This window comes from Bifidobacterium subtile, from assembly GCF_000741775.1.
In the GTDB taxonomy this organism is placed as follows: Bacteria; Actinomycetota; Actinomycetes; order Actinomycetales; family Bifidobacteriaceae; genus Bifidobacterium; species Bifidobacterium subtile.
In genome coordinates this window covers 185602-209491 of record NZ_JGZR01000005.1, presented here as the reverse complement: position 1 = coordinate 209491, position 23890 = coordinate 185602, and the positions used below count along the sequence as shown (strand labels likewise).

Sequence of the window (23890 nt, the reverse complement as noted above, 5' to 3'; positions counted from 1 at the left end):
TTGGCCAGAACCCTCGCGATTCCTTTCCTTGCGATTGTAATCGCAATCACCTGTTTTGTCCTTTTCGCACTTGCCCAAGGCGTGGGATTGAACGGCTTATACTCCGCCTTATATTACGGAGTGCTCACCAACTCAAACTTTTTAACACAGACGTTTGTTAAAGCTGTTCCGCTCATCTGCGCCATGCTTGCTGTCATCGTTCCCGCTCGCGCCGGGCTGGTGAACGTAGGCGGCGAAGGCCAGCTTGTCGTGGGCGCAGTGGCAGGAACCGGCACAGCCGTAGCGTTCAGCAACTCAGGGTTAGGAGTATTCGGCATCATCGCGACCATTCTCGTCAGTGCACTGGCTGGAGGAGTGTGGGGATATCTCTGCGCTGCGATGAAGACCGGCCTGCATGCTCCTGAAGCGGTGACGACACTGCTAACCAATTTCATAGCGACTGACATTATGCTGTTTCTTCTGTATTCTTCGTGGAAAGATCCCAAGGGCTCCGGTCAGCCGCAGTCCCGCCCGGTACCTAGATTTCTTCGCATGGGAAATGTGTTTGGCATCCCTGTGGCCTTCATCATCGTCATCTGTTTGTGTGTGGCGATCTGGTGCTTGCTTGACAAATCATCCTGGGGGTTCAGCGCCCGCGTCGTCGGCAGCAATCCTGAGGCGGCTTTCCGCAGCGGATTGTCAGTGAACCGATATGCGCAATCCGCAATGTTCATTGGTGGCGCACTGGCGGGGATAGGCGGTGCGCTGAACATACTCGGTGCCGAAGGCCAACTGCGGCCGGGAATCACGACCACATTCGGCTTCATTGCATTCTTGGCGGCTTTCATTGCAAAGGGCAATGTGCTTGCTGGCACCATATATGCCACGGTCGCTGCAGCTGTTCTTGTGGCAGGCAATCCCTTGCAACTCCGTGCGGGGCTCGACGGCAACGCGACGTATGTGCTGCTTGGCGTCACATGCTTGGCAATTGTCGTCATATCGCAGCGCATAACAAGGAGGACATCATGATTGAGACGATTCTTGCCGGTGGAATTTCAGTGGGAACGGTTCTCTTGCTTCCAGCCTTTGGTGAATTGCTGACGGAGAAAGCTGGTGTTACCAATCTCGGAACCGAAGGATCAATGCTTGCAGGGGCGCTATCCGGTTTCGTCATTGCCAAAGCGACTGATGACTACGCGCTTGGATTCCTCGCAGGAGCCCTGGCTGGTTTTGCCGTCGCAGTAGTGTTTGCTTCATCGGTGGTCTTTGTACGGACTAATCAGTTGGCCACTGGCCTGATTTGCTGGTTCCTAGTGCTTGGCATTACCTCGGTTGTCGGAAATTCGTACAACGGGCAAGCCATCAATCAACTGCAGAGCATCAGCATCCCCTTGCTGTCACGGATTCCGCTAATAGGACGAGTGCTATTCCAACAGGATTTGCTCGTTTATATCGGATATGTGCTCATCGCGGTTTTTTGTTGGGCCCTTTATACGACCCGATTCGGTCTGGTACTGCGATCTGTCGGGGAACGCTTCGACGTAGTAGAAACGGCGGGTCTGAATGCGTCATGGATTCAGTTTGTCGCTGTCTCGGCCGGTGGGGCCTTCTCCGGGATTGGCGGAGCATATCTGTCTATAGGACAGGTCGGCAATTGGGCGTCGAATATGACCAATGGGTATGGATTCGTCGTCGTGTCCATCGTAATATTCTCGGGATGGCGCGTATTGCTTACCGTTTTGGGTTCATATCTCTTCGGGATGGCGATTTCTGCAGCCTCGCAGTTACAGGCACAGGGGTTCGCTGTGAACCAGTATCTGCTCGACGTCCTTCCTTACGCGCTGACGTTGCTGGTGCTTATTGTGACATCTTCACGAGGACAGCAGCAGCCCGAGGGCCTCAAGCGGTCACTGTCGACACAGTGAATCAGATTTTGTTATCACTAAGAACAACTAAGAGAGGAATACTCATGAATGCCAAAAAAATAATAGGTGCATTGTCAGGTTTTGTCGCTGGCTGCCTTATGCTCAGCGCATGTACGGCTCCTGCGCCGGAAGGACAATCCAGCGGAGGCAAGAAAGATATGACTGTCGGTGTGATTATGATTGGATCGTCGCACGACGCCGGTTACAATGAGGCTGTCGCTGATGCCGCGAACAACCTCAAGAAAGTCAATGGCGTCAGAGTCATCACGGCCGAGCAGATTCCAGAAACCAATGCTGTGACCGACACCATGCAGCAGATGGCCGACCAGGGAGCAAAGGTCATCTTCGCAACCAGCTACGGCTATTTCAAATACGCGCTTGAATTTGCGAAAAAGCATCCCGATATCGTGGTGCTGCATCAAGGCGGATATCAGGATGGAGCGTTCCCTAGCAATTTTGGCACGTATTGGGGAGCAGCATATGAGCCGGTGAGTCTCGGAGGCATGGCCGCAGGAAAAGCCACGAAGACCAACAAATTGGGATTCGTGTATGCTTTTCCGATTTCGCAGAGTATCGCGAACATCGATGCGTTCCAGTTAGGAGCGGCATCGGTGAATCCCCAGGTTAAAACGTATCTTGTGAACACATCCAATTGGTGCGATCCGGTCAAGCAGAAGGAGGCAGTCAATGCCTTGTCTTCCCAAGGGGTCGATGTATTCAGCCAGCATCAGGATTGCCAGACAACCGTGATTCAGACCGCGAAAGACAAAGGCGCAAAAGTTGTCGGTTACCACTACGATGCCGCCAAACTCGCCGGTGATTCTTGGCTGACTGGTTCCGCATGGAACTGGACTCCGGTCATGAAGGACATTGTGAAGACTGTATCCGAGGGAAAATTCAAGGGTTCACAATATAACGCGAACTGGATTGGCACCTTTGCCAACGGCGATAATCCGCTTGAGCTGGCGTCATTCGGTCCCTCTGTCGATAAAGCTACGCAAGATGAGATTCTTGCCAAGAAGAAAGATTTGTCCAAGAAAGGATCAGGTATCTTCACTGGCCCGATATATTGCCAAGATGGTACCGAACTCGTCAAAAATGGTGTAGTTGCCTCGTACCAAGACATCAACAACTTCAGCTGCCTCGTCAAGGGCGTCGTCGGAACGCTGCCTGCAGCGAAATGACAGCCAGCATCATGTCGACAATTGCGTCTACCCCATATCGATGGCCGTGGAACGGTTCATTCTCTATCGGTGAGTTTGCTTTGGTAATTGCGAATTCACCGGAGGAAGGGCTGTACCCCGCGGAAGACATGCAGATCATGACAAGACTTGGCAGCATCGCCGATACCGTCCAAGCCAAGGGCGGGACAGTGATAGAAATAGCTTGCTCTGATCCCCGCCTGCATGGTTCTCGAAGAGGAAATGTCTTGTGTGAACCAACAACGCAAATCTATGAACGAGCCGATAGCTATCTGCGTTCCTATGGCATCGATGCGTTTTATGCAAGTCCGTTGGAGCAAGTGCTTAATGATGCTCATTTGAATCTGATTGGGTTGTGCGGCCGATGGTTTGAGACCACAGTGCATTCCACCATGCGAGAGGCTAACGATCGTGGACTGGAATGCCTGGCGATTGAGGATTTGTGCTGCTGTATCGATCCATCCATCCGACACAACACCATCAGCCAGATCGAAATGTCAGGAGGTATCTTCGGCGCGGTCGCGAGCAGCTCTGAACTACTCGCGCTGATAAACAGGTAAAACCGGAGAAAGCGTGACTTTCTGATCGCTGCATTTCCCAGTTGTTACGAATCGATTTTATCGATACTAAGGATAAAGATAAAACATGTTCAAACAAGTGAAGGCAAATCCATATAACTGGCCTTATGACAATGAAATAGATCCGAAGAAAACCGCACTGATGCTCATTGACTGGCAGTCTGATTTCTGCGGTCCGGGAGGATATGTTGATGTGATGGGATACGACATTTCTCTGACCCGTGCCGGTATAGCGCCAACGAGCAAAGTACTTGAAGCTGCACGACGACTGGGGATGAAGGTTATCTTCACGCGTGAAGGACATCGTCCGGATTTGTCGGATCTCCCAGCGAACAAGAAATGGCGTTCCGAACAAATCGGTGCTGGCATTGGCAGCGAAGGACCTCTAGGAAAGATTTTGATTCGTGGTGAGCGTGGCTGGGATATTGTGCCAGAGCTTGCGCCTTTACCCGGAGAGGTGGTTATCGACAAGCCTGGGAAGGGTTCCTTCTATGCGACTGATCTCGATATCATCTTGCGTGTTGCAGGAATCACACACCTTATTTTCACTGGTATCACGACAGATGTGTGTGTACATACGACTATGCGTGAGGCGAACGACAGAGGGTATGAATGCCTTGTCCTCAGCGACTGTACTGGTGCTACTGACCAAGGCAATCATGAGGCAGCGCTCAAGATGGTGACCATGCAAGGAGGAGTATTCGGCGCAGTCTCCGATTCGGCGAGCTTGCTTCAATCGCTGGACTGATTGAGAGAGATCTCTCGCGCTCGTACTGCAAGATACGGTCGCGGCCACAGATGAGTCATCGTGTGACCGCGACTGAGCTTGCACTTGCGTTAGTTTGGATTACTCACATAACGACTAAATCGGGGAAACCTGGGTCGGTTTCGTGTCTGGTTGCCATAGACTTATGTTATTCGTGGGGCTCGCCACGCAGAGCGCCCAGACCTGCGTCTTGGCGCTCGGCAACGCCAAGGTGGTTACTGTCGTCCTAGCAGCTGGCGTTCTTGCTGCTGGAGCATAGTAGCTTTCGATAGTCTGATTCCTCAGACCTTTTCGCGTTCCAATGGGACAATTGGTTTGAACCCCGACTAAGAATCACCATGCCAGACAGCGTTACTAGATGTTTGCTGTGGTCTTGCTGGTTTTTGGCTTCGTCGTGTATTTCAGGTGCTGTTGGACTCGCTCTCTGTGTGACCGCCCCGGTAATCCTGACTCACGTATTGAGTGCTATCTTCGTCGGATTCTGCACAGCGGTCGTCGCGATTCTTGACAGAATAGCGCGGCTCGGACCGCAGCGCGATCTTAAAAATAAATGAACCCCTACAGAAGCGTTCACTCACTGTTGCGATATGAAAATACAGTTGTCTATTATGGTAATAACGTCGCAAACAGGTGAATCCGCGGATGGCGTACACGTCATATGACGAGTGGTGGCCTATGCAAAAGGAGCAACGTATGTCCAAGGCACTTATCGTCGTTGATGTGCAGCCGACGTTCTGCGAAGGGGGAGAGCTGGGCGTGCAGGGCGGCAACGCCGTGGCCGAACGCATCGCGGCGTTCGTGAACGAGCATCGCGGCGACTATGCCTATATAGCCACTACGCAGGATTGGCATATCAAGCCGGGTTCGCACTTCTCGGAGCATCCCGATTTCGTGGACACATGGCCGCCGCACGGCCGGGCATCCACGACGAACGCCCAGCTGCACCCTGCCATCGCCGCGCTGGGCATCGCCCATCATTTCAAGAAGGGGCAGTACAGCGCCGCATACTCGGGCTTCGAAGGCATCGAAGACAACACCGATGCCATCCCGTCACGCGACGAGGTCAAGGCGCAGGAACAGGCGGGGCACACCCTCGCCAATGCCTTGAAGGCCGCGGGCATTGACCATGTCGACGTGGTGGGCATAGCCGAATCACACTGCGTGAAGGCGACAGCTCTCGACGCAAAGCAGCTCGGCTACGAGGTGACAGTGTTCTCGGACCTCACCGTTCCGGTCAGCCCTGAATCCGGGGAGGCTGCGCGGGTTGCAATGCGCGAGGCGGGTGTTGAACTGCGATAGCTTCGGCAAGGCAGCAATCACTTATCGAGCAGCGGCAGATACTCGCCGTAACCTTCCGATTCCATCTGCTCGCGGGGGACGAAGCGCAGCGAGGCCGAGTTCATGCAGTAGCGCAGGCCACCGCAATCCTGCGGTCCATCGTCGAAGACGTGGCCGAGATGAATTTGGGAATCGGCGGTGCGCACTTCGACGCGGGGGCGGCCGGGAAGCGTCGTATCGCGATGATTGGTGAGCGCGGAGTCATTGATGGGCTTCGAGAACGCCGGCCAGCCGCAGCCGGAATCGTACTTGTCGGTCGAAAGGAACAGCGGCTTGCCGCTGACGATATCGACGTAGATGCCCGGTTCGAAGGTCTGATCGTAGGCATTGTCGAAGGGCCGCTCGGTCGCCGCCTCCTGCGTCACCGCATACTCTTCCGGGCTCAGCTCCCACACGCGCTCGATATAGCGCTGACGGCGGCCGACGTTGAAGATCTTGTCGAGAGGGATATGGCAGTAGCCGCCCGGGTTCTTGTCGAGATAATCCTGGTGGTACTCCTCGGCGTTGTAGAAGTTGCGCAGCTTCTCGAGAGCGACGGCAGGCGTGCGCGCATCCCGTGCGGCCAGCTGCCGCAGCACCGTGTCGTATACGGTCTTCTGCTCCGGCGAAGTGTAGAACATGCCCGAGCGGTATTGACGCCCCGTGTCGTTGCCCTGCTGATTCACGGAATACGGGTTGATCACGTCGAGCAGCAGCAGCGCGAGCGTGCGCAGCGTCACTCGTGCCGGGTCGAAGGTCACGCGCACGCTTTCCGCCGCATCGGTCGCGCCCGAGCAGACCTGCTCGTAGGAGGGATCGGGGATTTTGGACTGCGCGTAGCCGACCTGCGTGGCGGTCACTCCGTCGACGCCTTGGTAATAGCGTTCGAGACCCCAGAAGCAGCCGCCCGCGAAATAAGCGTCCTGCGTCTGCGAATCGTTCTGGGAATCGTGGAGCGGGCTTGCCTGGGTCGCGGCGTCGGAGGGCGCGGTAGTCGTGCTGCTGGTTTCCCTGCTATCGGTTGTCATACCGACAGTATCCCACCTCGGGCGTCGTTTCGCGCGGTTTCGTTCGCTATGAGAAGAGGCGGGCGGGAAGGGGCTTCGCTGCCTGCTCGCGCATTGCTCCCCTTCGGCAACCGTAGGGCAGAAACAGCGCAAAGGTACAGGGGAGTGGCGATAATAGAAAGATTGAGGCGGTGACTAGCCGCTGCAGGAGGTGTGAATGAGATTCACGACGATAAGCAGCATCGAGACCGATCACCGGTCCGATGGCAACCTGTACGTGATGTTTCATGGGTACGGCAACGACGAGTCCGAGATGATCCGCATGCTCGGCGCCATCGATTCGGACGCCGACTATATGTCCGTCCGCGGGCCGATTCATCGCGAATACCTAGGAGGCAATGCCTGGTATGACAGCGCGTCGGAGGATGCCGCCATCCGCGAGCGCTGCTCGGCGATCGGCGATGAGATCGTGGATATGCTCGACGCGACCGTGATCCACGACAGGCCCGTCGTCTCCGTTGGATTCTCGCAAGGCGGGTATCTGGCGTATCGGCTGCTGGCAGAGCATCCTGACGTCTTCGACGCGGCTGTGCTGCTCTCGCCGTCATACCACGATGTCACGGCTGAGGGCGGCGAAGGCGATGCGCAGATCGAGGAGTCGCTGGTGGTCGAGCAGATCACGGATCAGCGGCCGCGCGTCTTCCTGGGGTATGGCGAGCTTGACGCGCGGATCCCCGCCGGGCAGCGAGCGGCAATCGAGCATTCGCTGGCACGATTCGCCGATATGGACGCTCATATGTACTCCGACATGGGCCACGATGTGTGTGCGCAGGAGCTTGCGGATGTCAGGCGCTTTTTGACGCTGTAAGCCTGGAAATGCTTTGGAAGTGCCTGCGAATCGAAAACGCTGTGGCAAGAATACTGAATACTGCGGCAAAAATACTGCGGCAAAAAAACAACGCAGCAAAAACACTGCAGGAATGCATAATCAATAAATTAATCAATAAATACAGACAGACCATATATACGATACCCGCCGCACGCCTGCGGCAGATGAGGAGGTAACGGTTTTTGGATTGGCATGCCTCGGTATACGGGTCGCGCACCGGCCGCGAAGGCGGGTACGGCGCCTACGATGATGACGAGTCCGGCTTCGATGGGGACGACGACGGCATCGCCTATGGCGCACAGGAGATCATATCCGACCGCAGACTCAAGCAGTTGGGCGGGTCGGCGTATTACCGCGCCTACGAGGTCATATCCAGCGGCCGCATGCACGACATGTCCGTCGCCGATGATGAGGAGACGCCGAACGGGCTGCTGCTTTCGGCCTATGTGGACAGCGCCGATGGTTACAGCGATGATTACGAAGTCAGCGTGGTCGTCGACGAGCAGAATGACGAGGTGAGCGACGCTGATTGCACGTGCCCGGCTTTCGGCCGCTACGGAGCGATCTGCAAACATGTGATCGCTGTGATCATGCAGTACAACGAGGATTCCGGCCTCTTCGAGCTGCAGGGCGGGCCGCTGCGGCGCTCGCCGACGCATGACACCACGCGCCTGCTGAAGACCTTCATGGGCAAGCAGGATCGCGAGATGCAGGAGCAGGCCAGAAAACGCCATCTTGCGCTCCTGAAAACAGTGAATGGCGAGGCGGCATCGGCCAAAAAGAGGCCGACGGCTGCTTCGGCGGCGATGCAGCATATGCCCATCGGCAGCGTGGCGCTGCGTCCGACCATCGGCCGATCGATGGGCGCATGGTATCTGCGCTTGCGCATCGCCGCGCCAAGCCGTTCCGCGTCATACGTCATCAAGGATATCGGCTCGCTGCTGCAGTCGGTGCGCCAGAACGAGCCGGTGACCTATGGCAAGAAGCTCGCCTTCGTGCACACCATAGATTCCTTCGATGAGCGCTCGCGCCGGATGCTCGCGGTGCTCGGACGTGCCGTTGACATCCGTCGCAGCGTGGGAGGAGTGGTGCGCCGCAGCATGTCTTCCGAAACGGGCGGCGGCGATATGACGCTTTCCGATGACGAAATCGCCGATATCCTCGATCTGTATGTCGAAGACGCTGCGGCTGCGGATAAGGCTCATCAGAATGCAGAGGTCTTCTCTCGGCGCACGTCGAAGGCCGGGCGGGCTGCCGGTTCCGGCGGGCGGGACGTTAGCGAGGACGTCGAGGACCGCGCAGTCGGGTACGTCCCGCGCGGCGTGTGGTTCACCCACGCCACGTTTGCGCGAGTCAAGAACGGCGACCCTGATCTGGGGCTGCACATCGTGTGCGCCGGCGGGGCGAAGCCGCCCGAGCTGGAGCAGCCGGCATCGGCATCGGCATCGGCGTCATTGGCGTCAGCGGCGGCGACAAGGCGGCTGGAGGCGGCGCTGTCAACGTCGAACAGCGTGCCGTCGACACGCGCAACGCAGGCGGCCCGTGCAGGCAGGACCGCCGGATCGGGCAGCGCAATGCGTGGCACGATGCCGGCGAAGCATGCGCGAGAAAACGAAACGCCTGGGCCCACGGGCTTCGTGATCCGCCACACGCGATCCATCGAGGACGTGGTGGCGGGAAGCCATTCGCGCTATGTGATGGTGCGTGAGGGCGGCGGTGGCGCCGGCGATGCTGTTGACGGCATGTTCTCCCATACTCAGACCGATGCGCATGTGACCATATATCGTTGCTCGGAGGCGTTCTACCGCAATCGAAAACTCGCGCAGACCCTGTGCGGCAACGGCGAGGAAGGCGAGCTTTTCCTCGCGCAGGATGATGTGGAGGCGTTTTCGCGCACGGTGCTGCCGTTCCTTGATGCAGTTGAGGACGATGCTGCTGACAATGCTGTGGCGGCGGAAGATCACAGCAAGACGCTGACCAGAGCCGGTCGGGAGGACCCGGTCGATGGGCGTGATGACGGCCATGCTGCCGGACTTGCCGACTACGGACCTGTCGGCGGGCCGGCTGCCAAGCACGCCGTTGACGGAGCAAACGGCGTTGGCGACGCCAACAGCATAGGCATCACCGGCAAGGATGAGGACCGTGCCGGCCATCTTCATGACGGCCTGCGCGTGCGCCTGCCTGCTGAGCTGCTGCAACGCAAGCCCGAGCCGTGCCAGATCGAAATCTATCTCGATCGCGACCGCTCCGTGGGTGGGATCACCTGCGATGTGCAGGCGCGGTACGGCGAGCAGCGATTCCACGTGTTCGACGGCATCCCTGCGGATGGCGTCACCGATGGCGTGGCGCGTGACCGGCAGAGCGAACGGCTTGCCGTCGAGGCGGTGCGCCACTACTTCCCCATGCCGCAGGGCAATATCGCGTTCCTGCCGGAGAACAATGACGAGGCGATCTACAAGCTCATCAGCGAGGGATTGCCGGTGCTGCGCTCGCTCGGCTCTGTATTCTCGACGCCGTCCTTCGACGGACTGACGTCAGCCCCGCGGCCGAATATCAAGGTCGGGCTGTCGCTGCGTTCCGGATTGGTTGAGATATCACCGATCGCCGACGAAATCGATCCTGATGACGTGCCTGCGCTGCTCAACAGCTATCGCAAACGCCGCCGCTTCCACCGCCTGCGCAACGGGGCTTTCATCGACATGCGCGATGTGGACGCCGGCGCTGTCGACGAGCTTGCTTCTGATCTGGGGCTTTCCGCTTCGGCCTTTGACAAGGGCTCGGTGGCGGTGCCCGCCTACGAGGCCTACTATCTCGATCATCAAGTGGATGATGCCGACAAATCCGAGGGATTCAAGGACTACCTCGACGAGCTGCGGGTGATCGACCCGAAGACCTATCAAGTGCCCGAGTCGCTGCGCGAGGTGCTCAGGCCATATCAAGCTGAGGGATTCCGGTGGCTGAGCGCGGTGTGCGACAAGGGCTTCGGCGGCATTCTGGCCGATGAGATGGGTCTGGGCAAGACCGTGCAGCTGCTATCGCTCTTGGTGGCGAGGCGTGAGGAGAGCCGCAAGGCAGGCCCGAGCCTCATCGTGTGCCCGGCGTCGCTGGTCTACAACTGGGCGGCGGAATGCGAGCGATTCGCGCCCGAATTGAATGTGCTGGCTGTCGCAGGTAATAAGGCCTCGCGACGTGCCATGCTTGACGAGGCCAAGGCGCGGTATGCCGGCATTGCGCAATCCCGACGAGCCAACGCCGTAGCAGGGGCTAAGAGGGCGTTGAGCGTTGCAGGTGACGGCATTGCCAGTGACGGCAACACGTATGACCGTGATGCGTATCCCGCAGCCGCAGCCGATGCCGCTGCGTCGAACGACATGGTGTTCGGTGAGACAGCGGGCGGCGCCAGTATCGCCAGTGTCGTCGATATCGCCGGCGCCGGCGCTGGCGATGCCGATGCCGATGCCAGCGCCGCCTCGGCCGCCGGCTGGCAAGGAGCACGAACTGTGCCGCAGCCCGACCGCATTGACCGCGTTCCCGATGTGCTTATCACGTCATACGATATGCTGCGTCGTGATATTGCAGACTACCGGGGGCTCGAATGCTTCTGCATGGTGCTGGACGAGGCGCAATACATCAAGAATCATGCGACCAAGGCTTCGAAGGCCGTGCGCTCCGTGAACACCCGTCACCGCTTCGCGCTCACCGGCACGCCCATAGAGAATCGGCTCTCGGAGCTGTGGAGCATCTTCGATTTCCTGATGCCCGGCATTCTGGGATCGTACGCGCACTTCCGCGAGCGCTTCGAAATGCCTATTCTGAGCGACGACGAGGAGGCGCAAGGCAAGCTGCAGGCCTTCGTGGGGCCGTTCATTCTGCGCCGGCTCAAGGCGGATGTGCTCAAGGATCTGCCCGACAAGATCGAGAACGTCATCGCCGTGCCGCTGGAAGGCGAGCAGCGGCATTTGTACGCGGCGCTTGAGCAGCGACTGCGCGCGACGCTGCTCAAGCAGCGCGACATCGAATTCGCCACCGGCAAGATTCAGATTCTCGCGCAGCTCACACGGCTGCGGCAAGCCTGCTGCGACCCGAGACTGCTGTACTCCAATGTGGGCGAGAATGAAGTCGAGGCGAATGCAAAGGCCTGGGGTATGCCGGCCCGCACGCTTGAGGAATCGCAGGAGGCAACTGCGAAACGCGAGTTGGCGGCTTCGGCGAGCTCAACAGCATCGGGCAGGAAGTCCCGCGAAGTCCCATCCGCCAAACTCGATGCCATCGAGGAGCTGGTGTCAAGCTGCCAGGATGCGGGGCGCAAGATGCTCATTTTCTCGCAGTTCACGAGCTATCTGGACCTGATTGCCGAACGTCTGCGCGCGGACGGCGTGAACTATGACGTCATCACGGGCGCCACACTGAAGAAGCGCCGCGTCGAGCTGGTCGACCAGTTCAACCGCGACGATACGCCGGTGTTCCTCATCTCGCTCAAGGCCGGCAACACGGGGCTGAATCTGACCGGGGCCTGCGTCGTGGTGCACGCCGACCCGTGGTGGAACGCCGCCGCGCAGGATCAGGCCACCGACCGCGCCCACCGCATCGGCCAGACGCAGGATGTCAACGTCTACCAGATCGTCGCCAAGGACACCATCGAAGAGCGCATCCTCGCCCTGCAGCAGTCCAAAAGCGACTTGGCCTCACGCTTCGTCGATTCGGCGTCGTCATCCGGCGCGGCCGTCTCCCGGCTCACCAAGGACGATCTGCTGGCGCTGCTGGGCTAGCTGCCGGCTGCTGGCTAGCCCAACAGCTAGCGGCAAAGCCGCAATATCCTGACTTTATGGATGATTGCCGAATACGTATCAGAACAGCCCTCAAATAATGCCCGAGGGCTGTTCAGAATGCGTCTGTAGGCCTTCGCCAATCATGTATCTTGCTTGTGTGTGGCGTTATTAGGGTGCTGCAGAGGTCTATCTGCGTTGTGTGAGGCGTTAATTCTCGGGGAACCGAGTACCAGGTGGTCAAAAACCGCCATTTTCGGCCAACGATACTCGGGGTGCCAAGGAAATAACGCCTCACACAACGCAGATAGACCTCCGCAAGACCAAATTAGCGCTACAGATAACGCAGATACCCGTACGAATCGGCAAACCATGCACAGCGCAACGCGAGAAGCCCGCGCATCACTCCATACCAGCGGGCACTTTCGTGGAACCGGGCCTGCGGCTGCGCTGCTGGGCGAGGAAGTGCTCGCGATTGTCGCCCGAAGCTGCCGTGGCAACGGTCTGCGCCAGAGCGATAGCGCCGTCCAGGCAGGTCTGGTCTGCGGCGGGAGTCATGGCATCCTTCGCGAACTGGTAGGTGTGCTGCGACGCACTTGAACCGAGGATGGCGATGGCCGGGTGAATGGCGGGAACCACCTGCGAGACGTTGCCCATATCGGTCGACCCGCCTCCGGCCTCAATCGTGCCGTCGACCACCCTGCCCGTGCCCCTGAGCCCAGCGTCCCATGCCTCGGAGAGCACAGGATCCTGGTGCAGCGCCTCGTATCGCGGCTCGGCGCGCTGCTTGGCCCAGGTGCAGCCAGTGGCCACCGCTCCCGCTTCGAAGCAGCGCATCACCATGTCGACGCACCGTTCCAGCTCCTCGTTGGCTTTCGAGCGCACTTCGATGCGCACCACAGTGGTGTCGGGGATGATGTTCGTCGCGCTGCCGCCGTGGGAGATATAGGAGTTGATATGCACGTCATCGGCCATTTGCTGGCGCAGCAGGCCGATGGCGGTCAGCGCTACGGTGGCGGCGCTCATGGTGTTGATGCCTTTGGTCGGGTAGGCGTCGGCGTGCGCGGCGAGGCCCTTGTAGGTGATGTCGAAGCGATCCACGGAGCGCGAACTGGTGTTTTCGCAGGCGATGTCGTACGTGCCGGGAGCGCCGTGGGCCATAAGTGAGATGGTCGCATCCTCCCACGCGCCGCGTTCGATCAGTATGGCCTTGCCGCCGCCGTGCTCCTCGGCCGGGGTGCCCTGCACGGTGATGGTGAGGCCCAATTCATCGGCCAAAGGCTGCAAGGCGAGCGCCGCGCCGAGCGACATGGCGGCGATGACGTTGTGCCCGCAGGCATGGCCCACGTCGGGCAGCGCGTCATATTCGGCGCAGATCATGGCGTTGAATGGGCCGGAGCCGTAGGTCGCCGTGAATGCGGTGGACATGTCGTAGGTGCCGCGTTCGACCGAGAAGTCGTGCCGTTCGAGGAAGTCCTCGACGAGTGCCGACGTTTTGTGCTCCTCGAAGGAGAGTTCCGGCATCTCGTGAATCGTGTGGCTGAGTTCCACAAGCTCTGCCTTGTTGGCCTCCACGGCTTGCTTGATCGCAGATTCTGCCGCTTCCGCTGCTTGCGCTTCCATGCTTGTATTTCCCTCGTTATGCTGCGTTATGGTGATGATTGTTGATTACTGCGTTGCGTTGAAGATTGAAGATTGAAGATTATTGGGTCGGCGGTGTCTGATGCCAACCAGCATCTCACGAGACAGGAAGACGCCGGCCGCCTCGAATATAGCAGCGAGACAGCCGGCGTCTTCGGCTCGTTTTCAGCTCCACAGGCCCAAAGCCAGCTCGGCCACGCATACCGACAGCAGATACGATGCGGCGACCGATACGAGGCCTACTGGGATGATCTTCCAGCCGAGTCCCTTGAGCAGCGACAGCTTGGTGCCGACGGTCAGGCCGGCGATGGACAGGACGACCGTGCAGATGGACAGGAAGTCGACCGGGGTGGTCATGGCCGTCACCCATTTCGCAATCGGGCTAATCGGGGAGCTGATGATGACGCCGAGCGTGACGATCATGACCATCGCGGGAACCTTGGCTCGAGTGAGCTTCGACAGTGCCATGCCGGCGGCGGCGAGTCCTGCGACCAGCAGGTAGCCGATCACGAGCTGATAGGTGAAGGATTTGGTGGCGATGGCGGTGATCGGGATGCCGATGACGACCAGAATGATGAAAATGGCCCAGGTCGGCAGCGAAACCGAACTTGCGGATACTTTCTCGGCCGTGGCGGAAGGCGAAGCGGCGACTTCCTTGCTGATTGGGCGGACATTGTCGTGAGCGAGCATGTTGTAAAGCTTTTGCGCAAGCGGCAGCGCGACGTACACGCCGACGTACACGCCGATGAGGCCGGTGATGACATTCGAAGTCGCGGCCATCGCCAGCACTTCGTTCGCCATGTCAGGATGCTCTGCGGTGATAGCGCCGGTGGCCGCGGCCATCATCGATCCGGATCCCACGCCGGCGCCCATGGCGAGTACGAGCGGGTTGAAGATGTGCAGCTGGCTGGTGACGGATGCGATCAGGCCGACGAGGATGGTGCCGAACAGCGTGCCGAAGATGTACATAGTGAGCACGCCTTGGTATTGCGGCGAGCCGGAGCCGTATCGCTCGCTGACCATGGCGAAGGATCCCTCGCGGTCGATGGAGAAGGTCGCGCCGATGGTGGCCGGCCCCATACGCAGCAGTACTGCCAGCGGCAGCGCGAGCAGGATCGTGGCGAACATGTGCCCCAGTTCCTGCAGCAGCAGCGCCGGTCCGGCGTGCACCAGCAGCATGATGCTCGGCCCCATGGTGAAGGCGAGGCGCGCGGTAAGCAGCAGCACCGCCACATCCATGATCTTCTGCGCAATGGCGACGTCACGCTCGCTGAACGGCCTGAATTTCTGCGCGGATACCACTGTTCCGATGACCAGTCCTCAAAGCATGGGGAGCAATGTGACCTTGATGGATGATCCGACAGGGATGACCAATGGCCCGGCGATCTGCGATGCCGCTGCTATGAGCAGCACGATGACGCTGACGATAAGAACGGCCTTGGATGTCGATCCGCGCTTGGTTTGAGGCGTATCTGGGGCGTTAAGCGCTGCCGGCTCGGTTTGCGCTGCTGACATGGTGTCCTCCTTGGATTGGAGTCTTTCGGGCGGAGATGCCTCATGGGCATTCGGGCTGGGTGGATACCGTTTCGAGTTGCTGAACGATACTGGTGAAACATAGGCGGTCGAATGTTAACTGATGTAACGAATACATTGCCGTGAAGGAATTCGGGCATATATTCTGTGTACATGCGGGATACATCACGGATTGCCGTATCGGATGATGAATATCGTCTGATCAATGCGTTGCAGATATCGCCCCGGGTCCCATGGTCGGTGCTGGGCTCGGTGCTGGGGCAGGACCCCGTCACTCTTGCCAGGCACTGGGCGCGATTGGAGCGCTGCGGCATCGCGTGGATAGGGGCGTATCTTTCCGGCAATGCGGCAAGGGCGAGCGCTCTGCTCGAACTATCCTGCCCGCCCTCCCAAGTGCATGCCGTCGCCCGCAGCCTTGCCTATGACAAGGAGGTTCTCACCATCGACCTGACCACCGGGGCGCGCGATCTGCTGCTGACGGTGATGTGCGAGGATCTCCAGGAACTGGAGCGGTATGCGATCGAACGCATGCGGCTGCTTCCTCAAGTGGTGAGCATGCGCACGCAGCTCGTCACCTCGAACCGGCTGACCTTCGATGCGCGCACCTGGCGGCTCAACGTCCTCTCTCCAGCCGAGATCCGACAGCTGGCGCAATACCAGAAAAGCCAGAGCGAGCGCGGCCTCGCCGTGCAGCGCAAGCCCGAGCGGAGCGAGCGCGACCTGATCGCTTCGGCGCTCAGGCACGACCCTCGCATGAGCATGGAGTCGCTGGCGCGCTACACCGGCATGACATCGCAGCGGGCGCGCGACTGCCTCGGCTCGTCGCTCGCCGAGGGCGATATCGTACTGCGCACGGGAATCGCCAGGATTCTCTCGCGCACGCCGGTCTACGCGTGGCTGTTCATCAAAACAGCTGCCGGGCAGGTGCCCAAAACGCTGAAAAGCCTTGCGGCCATGCCTGAAACGAGGCTGGCGACCGCCATCGTGGGCAGCTGCGACATCGCCCTGGCGGCATGGCTGAAAAGCCTGGAGGACCTCGAGCGGCTGAAAACGGCGCTGACGCAGCAGCTGGCCATAGACGTCGTAGACACCTCCATCGTGATGCGTACCCCGGTGCATCTGCACGAGTGGCTGAACGAAGATGGGCTGCGCATGCGCGACGGCGATGGCGCCGGCATCGCGACCTTGGGCATTGCGGATCCGGAGGATTCGGATTAGGGGGATTAAGACGTGCTGTGACTCGGCCTCAGTCGCTATGCGACTGTTGAGCATCGTATTCATCGCGCGTCGTGATGACGCCCAGCATCCACGTTTGTTGGGGAAGATCCTCTCTTGCCCCAGTCGGGATGCATTGAATTATTGCGTATGATATGCGTATATTTTTTTAACTGTCCTCAAGCTGCTGAACAATGTGGGTATGAGCAACGTTCTTGTCATTACCAGCAATCCGGAGCCCGCTTCGCTCACCGCCGCGGCCGGCGAAGCATTTGCGGCGGGCGCACGTGGGCACGGCGCAAAGGCGGAGGTGCTCGATCTGTACGCGATCGGTTTCAATCCGAGCTATGGCGCTGCGGACCGTGCGCACTATCTCGGCCAAGCGCCGATGCCCGCCGACGTGGCGCCGGTGCAAAGCAAGCTGGCGGAGGCTGACGTCATCGCGCTCGTCTTTCCGGTGTACTGGTACACCATGCCGGCGATGATGAAGGGCTTCTTCGACCGGGTCATCTGCCGAGGCTTCGCCTACGATGCCGCCACCAGCAAGCCGCTTGCACTCGCGGGCAAGAAGGTGCGCGTGATCGCGCTCACCGGCGGCTCGCGGCAATGGTATGAATCGGACGGTGTCGACGCCGCGCTGCGCAATCAGATCTGCGCGCAGACCTTCACCAAATACTGCGGCGTGAGCGACGTGGACCTCGTCTACGTCGACAATCTCAGCATGGGAGACAGCGACCACGACAAGCGCGATGCCGCCGCCGTGCAGCTTGAACGCATCAAGGCGCTTGGCGCGTCGCTGGTCTGAGACGCATGCTGATGCGTATGGAGGGCTTCGGGCGCTGACGCGGACGGGGCGATCTTGGCAAATGGGCCGGCTCGCACATCGGGGCTGAGTCAGTAGCGGCCGTAGCGATTGGCGTGCTGCGCAGCCATCCACGGGTCGGGCTCGAACACGGTGTCGTTCTCCTGCCGTTGTCCCAAGGCGGATCCGGCGGCGGAGCGCTGCGCGGATGGGCGTACGCGGGCCTCGGCAATGGCATCCATGAAGGCGAGCATTCCGCGCACGTCGTAGGGATACGGGGCCGAGCACCATACGGGGTCGATTTCGAGAACGATAGGGGGGTCGTTTTCGGCGCGGAAGGCGACGATCATGCTGGCATCGTCCGTCCCGGTCGCCGCTGCGGCCCGTTCGGCTGCCTGCGAGGCAAGCGCACGGCATCGCCGATGGAAGCTGTGGCGAGCGGACGCAGCGCAAGGGCTGTCCTCGGGCAGATCAAACACCGTGATGATGGTATGGCTGTCCGGGGGAGTGTGAAGGCAATACGGACTTGCTGCTGCGGCGACGCCATGATGCACGAACACATTCCATTCCTCGCTGATGCCGGGAACATGCTCGCTCAGCATGATTGTCGAATGCGCGGGCGCGTCGCCGATGGCTGTGCGCAAAGCGTCCAGGTCGCGCCGCGCCGCATTGAACCCGGCCACCCGGCCATTGCACAGCTGCGACCAGGGCTGCGCTCCGAGATCGTGCGGGAATGCGCTCCACGTCCTGATTTCGGCAACGGCGGCAATCAGAACGCTTCGACCGGCCACGTCGCCGGGCAGCAGGTCAGGCCAGCGCGGGGACGGCGCACGAAATGCCAGCGGAAACAGGCCTTGTCGCTCGCGCCACGCGTTCAGCGCCACCAGAATATCCGGGGCGATCCATACGGCATCGTCATTGGCGAAGTCTTGCACTGGCTCCAGCGCGGAATGCCGCACGATGCGCCAGCCTGCAACGCGGCTCGCCGCACGATCCGTGGCAGCGGTGCCGGGATTCGCCGCGCAAGGGCTGCTCGAGAATTCAGTGCGATCGGGCGCAGTGGGCGCGGCCATTGCCGCTGTGGGCGGCGGTGCGGCAGGCATCGCCACGATGGACGGCGAGTCGACGGGCAATGACGCAGGAAAATGAAAACACGCGTTCGGCGATGACACGGCGGATTGCGAAGTGACGAGCGGCGGCGCGGAAGATGACGATGCGGCCGTCTGCGGTGCGCCAAGGAACGGTTCATCGAAGGCGTCGGCTATCCAGCTGAGCGGACTGATGACATGCAATGTTCTCGGAGTGCGAACTGCGGCCGTGTAGGCCGCGCCCTGCGCTGCATCATCCATTGCGCCGCCCTTTCCGTTCCCGCTGTTTTTCGCCCGCTTCCCAGCCCGGACCGCGCGTGCCGCGGCATGGCTTCGAGAGCGGATGATTCCCCAAGTTTACGAGACGGGCGAATTATTCCCGCTTTTCTCATAGGGCAATTGCGACACGGACCGCGTGTCATCCCATACGATAGTGCTCACTCAGGCCTATGCGGTTTGATCACAGACACCTCCAAATATATGAAAAGAGAACAACCATGACCACCATCGCCGTCCTTGTCGGTTCGCTGCGCAAAGACTCCTTCAACCTGCGACTCGCCAAAAGCGTTGAACGACTGCTGCCAGAAGGCGTTGAATTCGTCTACGCGAATCTGAACCTGCCGCTGTTCAACCAGGATCTCGAAGCCGACTTCCCGCCCGAGGCCACCGCGCTCAAGCAGCTTGTCGAAGGCGCCGACGGCGTGCTGTTCGTCACGCCCGAATACAACCGCAGCTTCTCCGGCGTGCTGAAGAACGCCATCGACTGGGGTTCGCGCCCGTGGGGCCAGAGTTCCTTCGCAGGCAAGCCCGCCGCCCTCATCGGCGCGTCGGGCGGCGCACTGGGTGCCACGCAGGCGCAGGCCGCCTTGCGCAACGTGCTGGTGTTCCTCGACACGAAGCTCATGGGCCAGCCCGAGGTCTACTTCAATGCGCTCACCGGCTTCGATGAGAACGGTGCGCTCGCGCCGGCCGCCGAAGGCTTCATCAAGGCCTTCACTGAGGCTTTCGTGAAGCATGTCGAGGGCGCGGCCGCAGCCAAGTAACGGCCTTAGCTGTAGTTGATTGTCGGGTGCGCTGAGGTCTATCTGCGCTACCTGTAGTTCCCGATTGACGATACATCGACCGGATGCGCCCAGAGACAGCTGTTTCTGGGCGTTGGGCGGTGGAACGGCAAGGCTTCGGCACTACGGATAGCGTCGACAGATCTCTGCTGCATGGTGATTGCACTACAGTGCGCTACGGATAGCGCAGATAGGAGCATCGCCTCAGTATGCGCCCACGGCCGTAGACTTTTCCGGCTGGTTGCGCGCGTATGAGCTCCATGTGCTTCACCGAGTGCGTGACGGGCATCGCACTGGCTGTCTGCGGGCGCATGAGCGCCAATCGATTTTATTTGCCATTACTTGCCAGCATTGTTGAGGCTGCCGCTGGCGGTGTAAACGGTCAGGGAAAGCACGTAGGCGATGATGGCGAAATAGGCGATGCCGAAGAAGCTCGGGAATGCGGTGATAAGACTGCCGCCGATGACGCCGGCGACGCTGGAACCGGCATACATGGCCGCGTTGCCGAGCGAGGAGATGGTGCTGCGCGCATCGGTCGACGTGCTTTGCAGCAGCGTCATGAACAGCGGGAAGATGAAGCCGTTGACCAGCATCACGAGCGTCAGACCGATGGTCGCGAATATCGGACTGGGCGCGAAGGGCAGCGTCAGATACAGCGCGAACAGCACGCCGAAGCCGAGCAGCAGCGACGTGCGGATGCCGAGCCGTTCGGAGAGCCGGCTGCCGAAGACGGTGCCGATCAGATTGCCGATGCCGATGAAGATCATCGCTGTGCCGATGCTGGTCAGCGAGAGCTGGAAGTCCTTGTTGAACCAAGTGCCGATGAAGTTGAGCACGCTGAAGTTGCCCAGCTGGAACAGGAGGTAGCCAAGCAGCACGGCGAGAGACATCCGGTTCGACAGGACGGACGCATAGGTCTGCAGGAAGCTGCCGCGCTGTTGCGGCTGCGACGCGGTGCGATACCCTTGGGGCATGGAGACTAATGACGCGGCCAAGGTGAGTATTTTCAAGGCGCTCTCAGATGAGGGGCGGCTCAAGATCGTCAGGGATCTCTACAGCAGGGGCGAGGTGTGCAGCTGCGCGGATCTCGGTGAGATGATCGCCGAGGACACGACGAAGCAGAACATCTCGTACCACATCAAGATCCTCAAGCAGGCGGGGCTGGTCACGACGCGCAAGGTCGGGCAGGCGAAAACGGTCGCCATCCGCAAGGACGTGGTCGATCAGTACCTGCCGGGGCTGCTTTCGGCGCTGTAGCCCAATTCCGCTTGGTTGCGGCGCTGCGGTGCTATGGCGAGCGGCGCATCCATGCGAGAAAACGTGATTCATACCACTTCGCTGCCCTTGCGCCGGCTCTTATGTCCGCATGATGGTCAGGCTCTTCCCGAAATACAGCCCTACCCTTATCATCGCTCAATATGGCCGTCCCACAAGGACGCCTATTGCCGGTCGGTCGTCCGCACCCATCAGGGACGCGGCCGAGGCCGAAGACGCGTCTTGCGCCGACGCGCAGCAGAGAGATTAAGAGAGGAAAAGGACTGTGTCCTCAGTAGCCGAAGAGGCGGCGGGAGCAACGGCATATTCCGCTGCAGCCGCTAAGAAAACCCAAAGCAAACCATTGAACTCCCCAGCGGAGGTGATCGCCGCCAGCCTGGTGGGAACGACGGTCGAATTCTACGATTTCTACGTATACGCAACCGCAGCCGTGCTGGTCTTCCCCAAGCTGTTCTTCCCGAGCGGCAACCCGGTCGCCAGCCAGCTTGCTTCGTTCGGCGTGTTTGGCGCCGCAATGATCGCACGGCCCGTCGGCGCCATCTTCTACGGCCATATGGGCGATAAGCGCGGCCGCAAGGCGACCCTCGTCGCCTGCCTGATGACCATGGGCATCGCGACATTCCTCGTGGGCCTGCTTCCTACCTTCGACCAGATCGGGCTGTGGGCGGCTCTGCTGCTTCTCATTCTGCGTTTGACGCAAGGCTTCGCGCTAGGCGGGGAATGGTCGGGAGCGGCATTGGTCGCCACTGAGAACGCTCCTGAAGACAAGCGGGCGCTGTACGGCACCTTCCCGCAGTTGGGTGCGCCCATCGGATTCATCATCGCCAACGGGCTTTTCCTCATCATCAATTTCTCATTGCCGCATCCTGATAGCCCGACCATGCAGTCCGAGGCTTTCCTCAGCTGGGGTTGGCGCATTCCGTTCCTGTTCAGCTCGGTGATGGTGATCATCGGCCTGTATGTGCGTTCGAAGCTCGCCGAGTCGGAGACCTTCAAGCAGGCTGAGGCCAAGGGCACCATCGTCAAGGTGCCGCTGTTCGACACGCTTCGCCATCATATGAAGGCCGTCGTGCTCGGCACCTTCGCCATGCTCGCCACGTATGTGCTCTTCTACCTGATGACCACGTTCAGCCTGTCCTACGGTACTCATCCCGCCGATCAGAGTCCTGCGGGCCTGGGCATCACCTATACGGACTTCGTGCTGATGCAGATCATCGGCGTGGTGTTCTTCGGCTTGTTCACGATTCTTTCCGGGCCGCTTGCGGATTCGGTCGGACGCCGCAAGCTGCTGCTGTGGATCACCGGCATCATCATCGTTTTCGCGCTGATGTTCCCCATCTTCCTTGATTCCAAGGCGAACACCTCGTTCAACGGCGCTCTGGTGGAGGCGTTCCTCATCATCGGCTTCACGCTGATGGGCTTCACCTTCGGCCCGATGGGCGCGCTGCTGCCCGAGATGTTCCCCACCAATGTGCGCTACACCGGCTCGGCCATCGCGTACAACGTCAGCTCGATCATCGGCGCCGCCTTGGCCCCGATCATCGCGACCGCACTGTGGTCGGCCGCCGGCGGAAGCACGTGGATGGTGGGCGTCTATCTCGCCATCGCCTCCGTGCTGACGCTGATCTCCCTGATCCTGACGAAGGAGACCAAGGACATCGACTTCAACGGCGACCTTGGCGCGAAGAAAACCAAGTAGTCTGCGGTTGAGGTAATGAAAATGCTTGCGCTACTGAAGCGGCCGCGCTGCTGACGGTTGCATAGCCGCAGGCAGTTGGAGCTTCGGCTCACAGCGGACACGAGCCAGTGTCAGATTTATCACAGGGCGGCAGCCGCATCGGGAATCCGATCGTAAGGATCGTATCCGATGCGGCTGCCGCCCTGTTTTTGTTGCCGCTGACGGTGTTGGCGGATAGCAGCGCGGACCGTCGCGTTGATGCGCGTACAGGTGAATGGGAGCGACCGGGTCTTGACGTCGTGCGCATGAGGGGTGTACCTGTTGGTGATGGTTATAGGACGGGTTGAAGCATTGTCGACCTTCGACTTTTGATGTGCAGGAACGCAGCCGACTTCGGCCGCACCGTGGAAAGGCCAGAGAATATGGGCATGGGGCAAGACACTGCCATGGCGGACGTGCAGTTCGTTCGCAGCGCGGCGGGCGGCTACGGGCAGCCCGCTCATGCAGGTATCGTCGGCGTCTCCCAGCCTGACGTCCATGCCCCCGAAGGGCGTGGCGACGCGTACCGAATCACCGTCGTCAGCGCCGGCGTATCAGAGCATTCCGCTACCGGCAGGTTGGGCGATGCGGTGGCCGTGCGCACGCAGGAGACGCTGCAACGTCACGGCCATGAATGCGAGTTGCGACATATTGCCCTCAAGGATTTCGCGGCGGACATCGCCGTGGCCGCAGTCGATTACCATATGTCCGATGCGCTGCGCGGCGTCTTCGAGCAGGTGATATCCAGCGATGCGCTGATTGCCGCGACTCCGGTATTCAAGGCTTCGTATTCCGGGCTGTTCAAGTCGTTCTGGGATATCGTGGATGTGGACGCGATAGTGAATATGCCCGTGGTGCTGGTCGCTACAGGAGGCTCGCGCCGGCACGCGCTGGTCCCCGATACGGCGATGCGATCGCTGTTCGCTTTTCTTCGGGCCATTCCAACGCCGACCAGTCTGCTGGCTGCGGGGGAGGACTGGGGCTCCGCGGAGCTGGAGGCGCGGCAGCGTCGGGCGGGCGAGGAGCTTGCGGCCATGATTCTGGCCGGGCTGCGCAGCACGATGGCAGCCGCAGATGCGGACGCCGCGCACGATGCCCCAAGCCAAATTCCTGTACGATGAATTCATAC

Annotated in this window: 20 protein-coding genes; 14 read left to right on the top strand and 6 right to left on the bottom strand. The window is 60.0% G+C overall.

Features of this window, described 5'->3' with window-relative positions; translation table 11 throughout:
• From BISU_RS04475 to BISU_RS04450, 6 genes are all read left to right on the top strand, one after another.
• Nucleotides 1-1008, top strand: a complete 1008-nt coding sequence (locus BISU_RS04475) for an ABC transporter permease (protein WP_161787739.1) — start codon at nucleotides 1-3, stop codon at nucleotides 1006-1008.
• Entirely contained in the window at nucleotides 1005-1904 is a 900-nt protein-coding gene (locus tag BISU_RS04470) for an ABC transporter permease (RefSeq protein ID WP_024463459.1), read from the top strand. The genes BISU_RS04475 and BISU_RS04470 overlap by 4 nt, the downstream gene beginning before the upstream one ends.
• A gap of 44 nt (nucleotides 1905-1948) precedes the next feature.
• On the top strand, nucleotides 1949-3088 hold the full coding sequence (locus BISU_RS04465; protein ID WP_033502849.1) for a BMP family ABC transporter substrate-binding protein: 1140 nt from the start codon (nucleotides 1949-1951) through the stop codon (nucleotides 3086-3088).
• Entirely contained in the window at nucleotides 3085-3666 is a 582-nt protein-coding gene (locus BISU_RS11545) for an isochorismatase family protein (protein ID WP_081672681.1), read from the top strand. Before BISU_RS04465 ends, BISU_RS11545 begins: the two co-directional genes overlap by 4 nt.
• An 85-nt stretch (nucleotides 3667-3751) precedes the next feature.
• Entirely contained in the window at nucleotides 3752-4432 is a 681-nt protein-coding gene (gene biuH / locus BISU_RS04455) for a biuret amidohydrolase (protein ID WP_024463456.1), read from the top strand.
• 711 nt (nucleotides 4433-5143) lie between these two features.
• On the top strand, nucleotides 5144-5749 hold the full coding sequence (locus BISU_RS04450) for an isochorismatase family protein (protein ID WP_024463455.1): 606 nt from the start codon (nucleotides 5144-5146) through the stop codon (nucleotides 5747-5749).
• Nucleotides 5750-5766: 17 nt separating this feature from the next.
• On the opposite strand, the gene msrA is transcribed toward BISU_RS04450, so the two are convergent.
• Nucleotides 5767-6795 carry a peptide-methionine (S)-S-oxide reductase MsrA gene (msrA, locus tag BISU_RS04445; protein ID WP_024463454.1) on the bottom strand — a complete coding sequence of 343 codons (1029 nt, stop codon included), beginning with the start codon at nucleotides 6793-6795 and terminating at the stop codon, nucleotides 5767-5769.
• 196 nt (nucleotides 6796-6991) lie between these two features.
• On the opposite strand from msrA, the gene BISU_RS11540 reads away from it, so the two are divergent.
• Together BISU_RS11540 and BISU_RS13135 are read left to right on the top strand one after the other, a co-directional pair.
• On the top strand, nucleotides 6992-7642 hold the full coding sequence (locus BISU_RS11540) for an alpha/beta hydrolase (RefSeq protein WP_024463453.1): 651 nt from the start codon (nucleotides 6992-6994) through the stop codon (nucleotides 7640-7642).
• Nucleotides 7643-7845: 203 nt separating this feature from the next.
• The gene (locus BISU_RS13135; protein ID WP_024463452.1) at nucleotides 7846-12432 is read left to right on the top strand and encodes a DEAD/DEAH box helicase; all 4587 of its coding nucleotides are present in this window, start codon (nucleotides 7846-7848) and stop codon (nucleotides 12430-12432) included.
• A 399-nt stretch (nucleotides 12433-12831) separates the two neighbouring features.
• Here the strand turns inward: BISU_RS13135 and BISU_RS04430 are convergent, their stop codons facing one another.
• From BISU_RS04430 to BISU_RS12460, 3 genes are all read right to left on the bottom strand, one after another.
• A complete protein-coding gene (locus tag BISU_RS04430; protein WP_024463451.1) occupies nucleotides 12832-14052 on the bottom strand; it encodes an amidohydrolase in 1221 nt (406 codons plus the stop codon).
• 183 nt (nucleotides 14053-14235) lie between these two features.
• Nucleotides 14236-15381: a DUF3100 domain-containing protein gene (locus tag BISU_RS04425; protein ID WP_264298201.1), complete on the bottom strand. Its 1146-nt coding sequence runs from the start codon at nucleotides 15379-15381 to the stop codon at nucleotides 14236-14238.
• Nucleotides 15382-15390: 9 nt separating this feature from the next.
• Complete coding sequence (locus tag BISU_RS12460; RefSeq protein ID WP_152599139.1) at nucleotides 15391-15585, bottom strand: hypothetical protein; 195 nt, start codon at nucleotides 15583-15585, stop codon at nucleotides 15391-15393.
• A gap of 171 nt (nucleotides 15586-15756) precedes the next feature.
• On the opposite strand from BISU_RS12460, the gene BISU_RS04420 reads away from it, so the two are divergent.
• Both BISU_RS04420 and BISU_RS04415 read left to right on the top strand, forming a co-directional pair.
• A complete protein-coding gene (locus BISU_RS04420) occupies nucleotides 15757-16821 on the top strand; it encodes an Lrp/AsnC ligand binding domain-containing protein (RefSeq protein WP_024463450.1) in 1065 nt (354 codons plus the stop codon).
• Nucleotides 16822-17020: 199 nt separating this feature from the next.
• A complete protein-coding gene (locus BISU_RS04415) occupies nucleotides 17021-17623 on the top strand; it encodes an NAD(P)H-dependent oxidoreductase (protein WP_024463449.1) in 603 nt (200 codons plus the stop codon).
• Between the two features lie 89 nt (nucleotides 17624-17712).
• Here the strand turns inward: BISU_RS04415 and BISU_RS04410 are convergent, their stop codons facing one another.
• The gene (locus BISU_RS04410; RefSeq protein WP_024463448.1) at nucleotides 17713-18969 is read right to left on the bottom strand and encodes a hypothetical protein; all 1257 of its coding nucleotides are present in this window, start codon (nucleotides 18967-18969) and stop codon (nucleotides 17713-17715) included.
• Nucleotides 18970-19205: 236 nt separating this feature from the next.
• Here BISU_RS04410 and BISU_RS04405 point away from each other — a divergent pair, with 236 nt between their 5' ends.
• Nucleotides 19206-19751 carry an NADPH-dependent FMN reductase gene (locus BISU_RS04405; RefSeq protein ID WP_024463447.1) on the top strand — a complete coding sequence of 182 codons (546 nt, stop codon included), beginning with the start codon at nucleotides 19206-19208 and terminating at the stop codon, nucleotides 19749-19751.
• A 356-nt stretch (nucleotides 19752-20107) separates the two neighbouring features.
• Here the strand turns inward: BISU_RS04405 and BISU_RS04400 are convergent, their stop codons facing one another.
• Nucleotides 20108-20743 (bottom strand): MFS transporter, encoded by a 636-nt coding sequence (locus BISU_RS04400; RefSeq protein ID WP_024463446.1) that lies wholly within the window; start codon nucleotides 20741-20743, stop codon nucleotides 20108-20110.
• Between BISU_RS04400 and BISU_RS04395 the strand changes: the two genes are divergently transcribed.
• From BISU_RS04395 to BISU_RS04385, 3 genes are all read left to right on the top strand, one after another.
• Entirely contained in the window at nucleotides 20742-21026 is a 285-nt protein-coding gene (locus BISU_RS04395) for an ArsR/SmtB family transcription factor (RefSeq protein WP_024463445.1), read from the top strand. The two genes, BISU_RS04400 and BISU_RS04395, sit on opposite strands and share 2 nt — an antisense overlap.
• Nucleotides 21027-21309: 283 nt before the next feature.
• On the top strand, nucleotides 21310-22743 hold the full coding sequence (locus BISU_RS04390) for an MFS transporter (protein ID WP_024463444.1): 1434 nt from the start codon (nucleotides 21310-21312) through the stop codon (nucleotides 22741-22743).
• A gap of 407 nt (nucleotides 22744-23150) precedes the next feature.
• Complete coding sequence (locus BISU_RS04385) at nucleotides 23151-23882, top strand: CE1759 family FMN reductase (RefSeq protein WP_161787741.1); 732 nt, start codon at nucleotides 23151-23153, stop codon at nucleotides 23880-23882.
• Nucleotides 23883-23890 lie beyond the last annotated feature (8 nt).

Bases quoted from the DNA above. Each gene is read 5' to 3' on its own strand.
- BISU_RS04385 (WP_161787741.1), top strand. From the start codon at position 23,151: ATGGGGCAAGACACTGCCATGGCGGACGTGCAGTTCGTTCGCAGCGCG.
- BISU_RS04470 (WP_024463459.1), top strand. From the start codon at position 1,005: ATGATTGAGACGATTCTTGCCGGTGGAATTTCAGTGGGAACGGTTCTC.
- biuH (WP_024463456.1), top strand. From the start codon at position 3,752: ATGTTCAAACAAGTGAAGGCAAATCCATATAACTGGCCTTATGACAAT.
- BISU_RS11540 (WP_024463453.1), top strand. From the start codon at position 6,992: ATGAGATTCACGACGATAAGCAGCATCGAGACCGATCACCGGTCCGAT.
- BISU_RS04400 (WP_024463446.1), bottom strand. From the start codon at position 20,743: ATGCCCCAAGGGTATCGCACCGCGTCGCAGCCGCAACAGCGCGGCAGC.
- BISU_RS11545 (WP_081672681.1), top strand. From the start codon at position 3,085: ATGACAGCCAGCATCATGTCGACAATTGCGTCTACCCCATATCGATGG.
- BISU_RS04395 (WP_024463445.1), top strand. From the start codon at position 20,742: ATGGAGACTAATGACGCGGCCAAGGTGAGTATTTTCAAGGCGCTCTCA.
- BISU_RS04465 (WP_033502849.1), top strand. From the start codon at position 1,949: ATGAATGCCAAAAAAATAATAGGTGCATTGTCAGGTTTTGTCGCTGGC.
- BISU_RS04420 (WP_024463450.1), top strand. From the start codon at position 15,757: ATGCGGGATACATCACGGATTGCCGTATCGGATGATGAATATCGTCTG.
- BISU_RS04405 (WP_024463447.1), top strand. From the start codon at position 19,206: ATGACCACCATCGCCGTCCTTGTCGGTTCGCTGCGCAAAGACTCCTTC.
- BISU_RS04430 (WP_024463451.1), bottom strand. From the start codon at position 14,052: ATGGAAGCGCAAGCAGCGGAAGCGGCAGAATCTGCGATCAAGCAAGCC.
- BISU_RS12460 (WP_152599139.1), bottom strand. From the start codon at position 15,585: ATGTCAGCAGCGCAAACCGAGCCGGCAGCGCTTAACGCCCCAGATACG.
- BISU_RS04450 (WP_024463455.1), top strand. From the start codon at position 5,144: ATGTCCAAGGCACTTATCGTCGTTGATGTGCAGCCGACGTTCTGCGAA.
- BISU_RS04410 (WP_024463448.1), bottom strand. From the start codon at position 18,969: ATGGATGATGCAGCGCAGGGCGCGGCCTACACGGCCGCAGTTCGCACT.
- BISU_RS04415 (WP_024463449.1), top strand. From the start codon at position 17,021: ATGAGCAACGTTCTTGTCATTACCAGCAATCCGGAGCCCGCTTCGCTC.
- msrA (WP_024463454.1), bottom strand. From the start codon at position 6,795: ATGACAACCGATAGCAGGGAAACCAGCAGCACGACTACCGCGCCCTCC.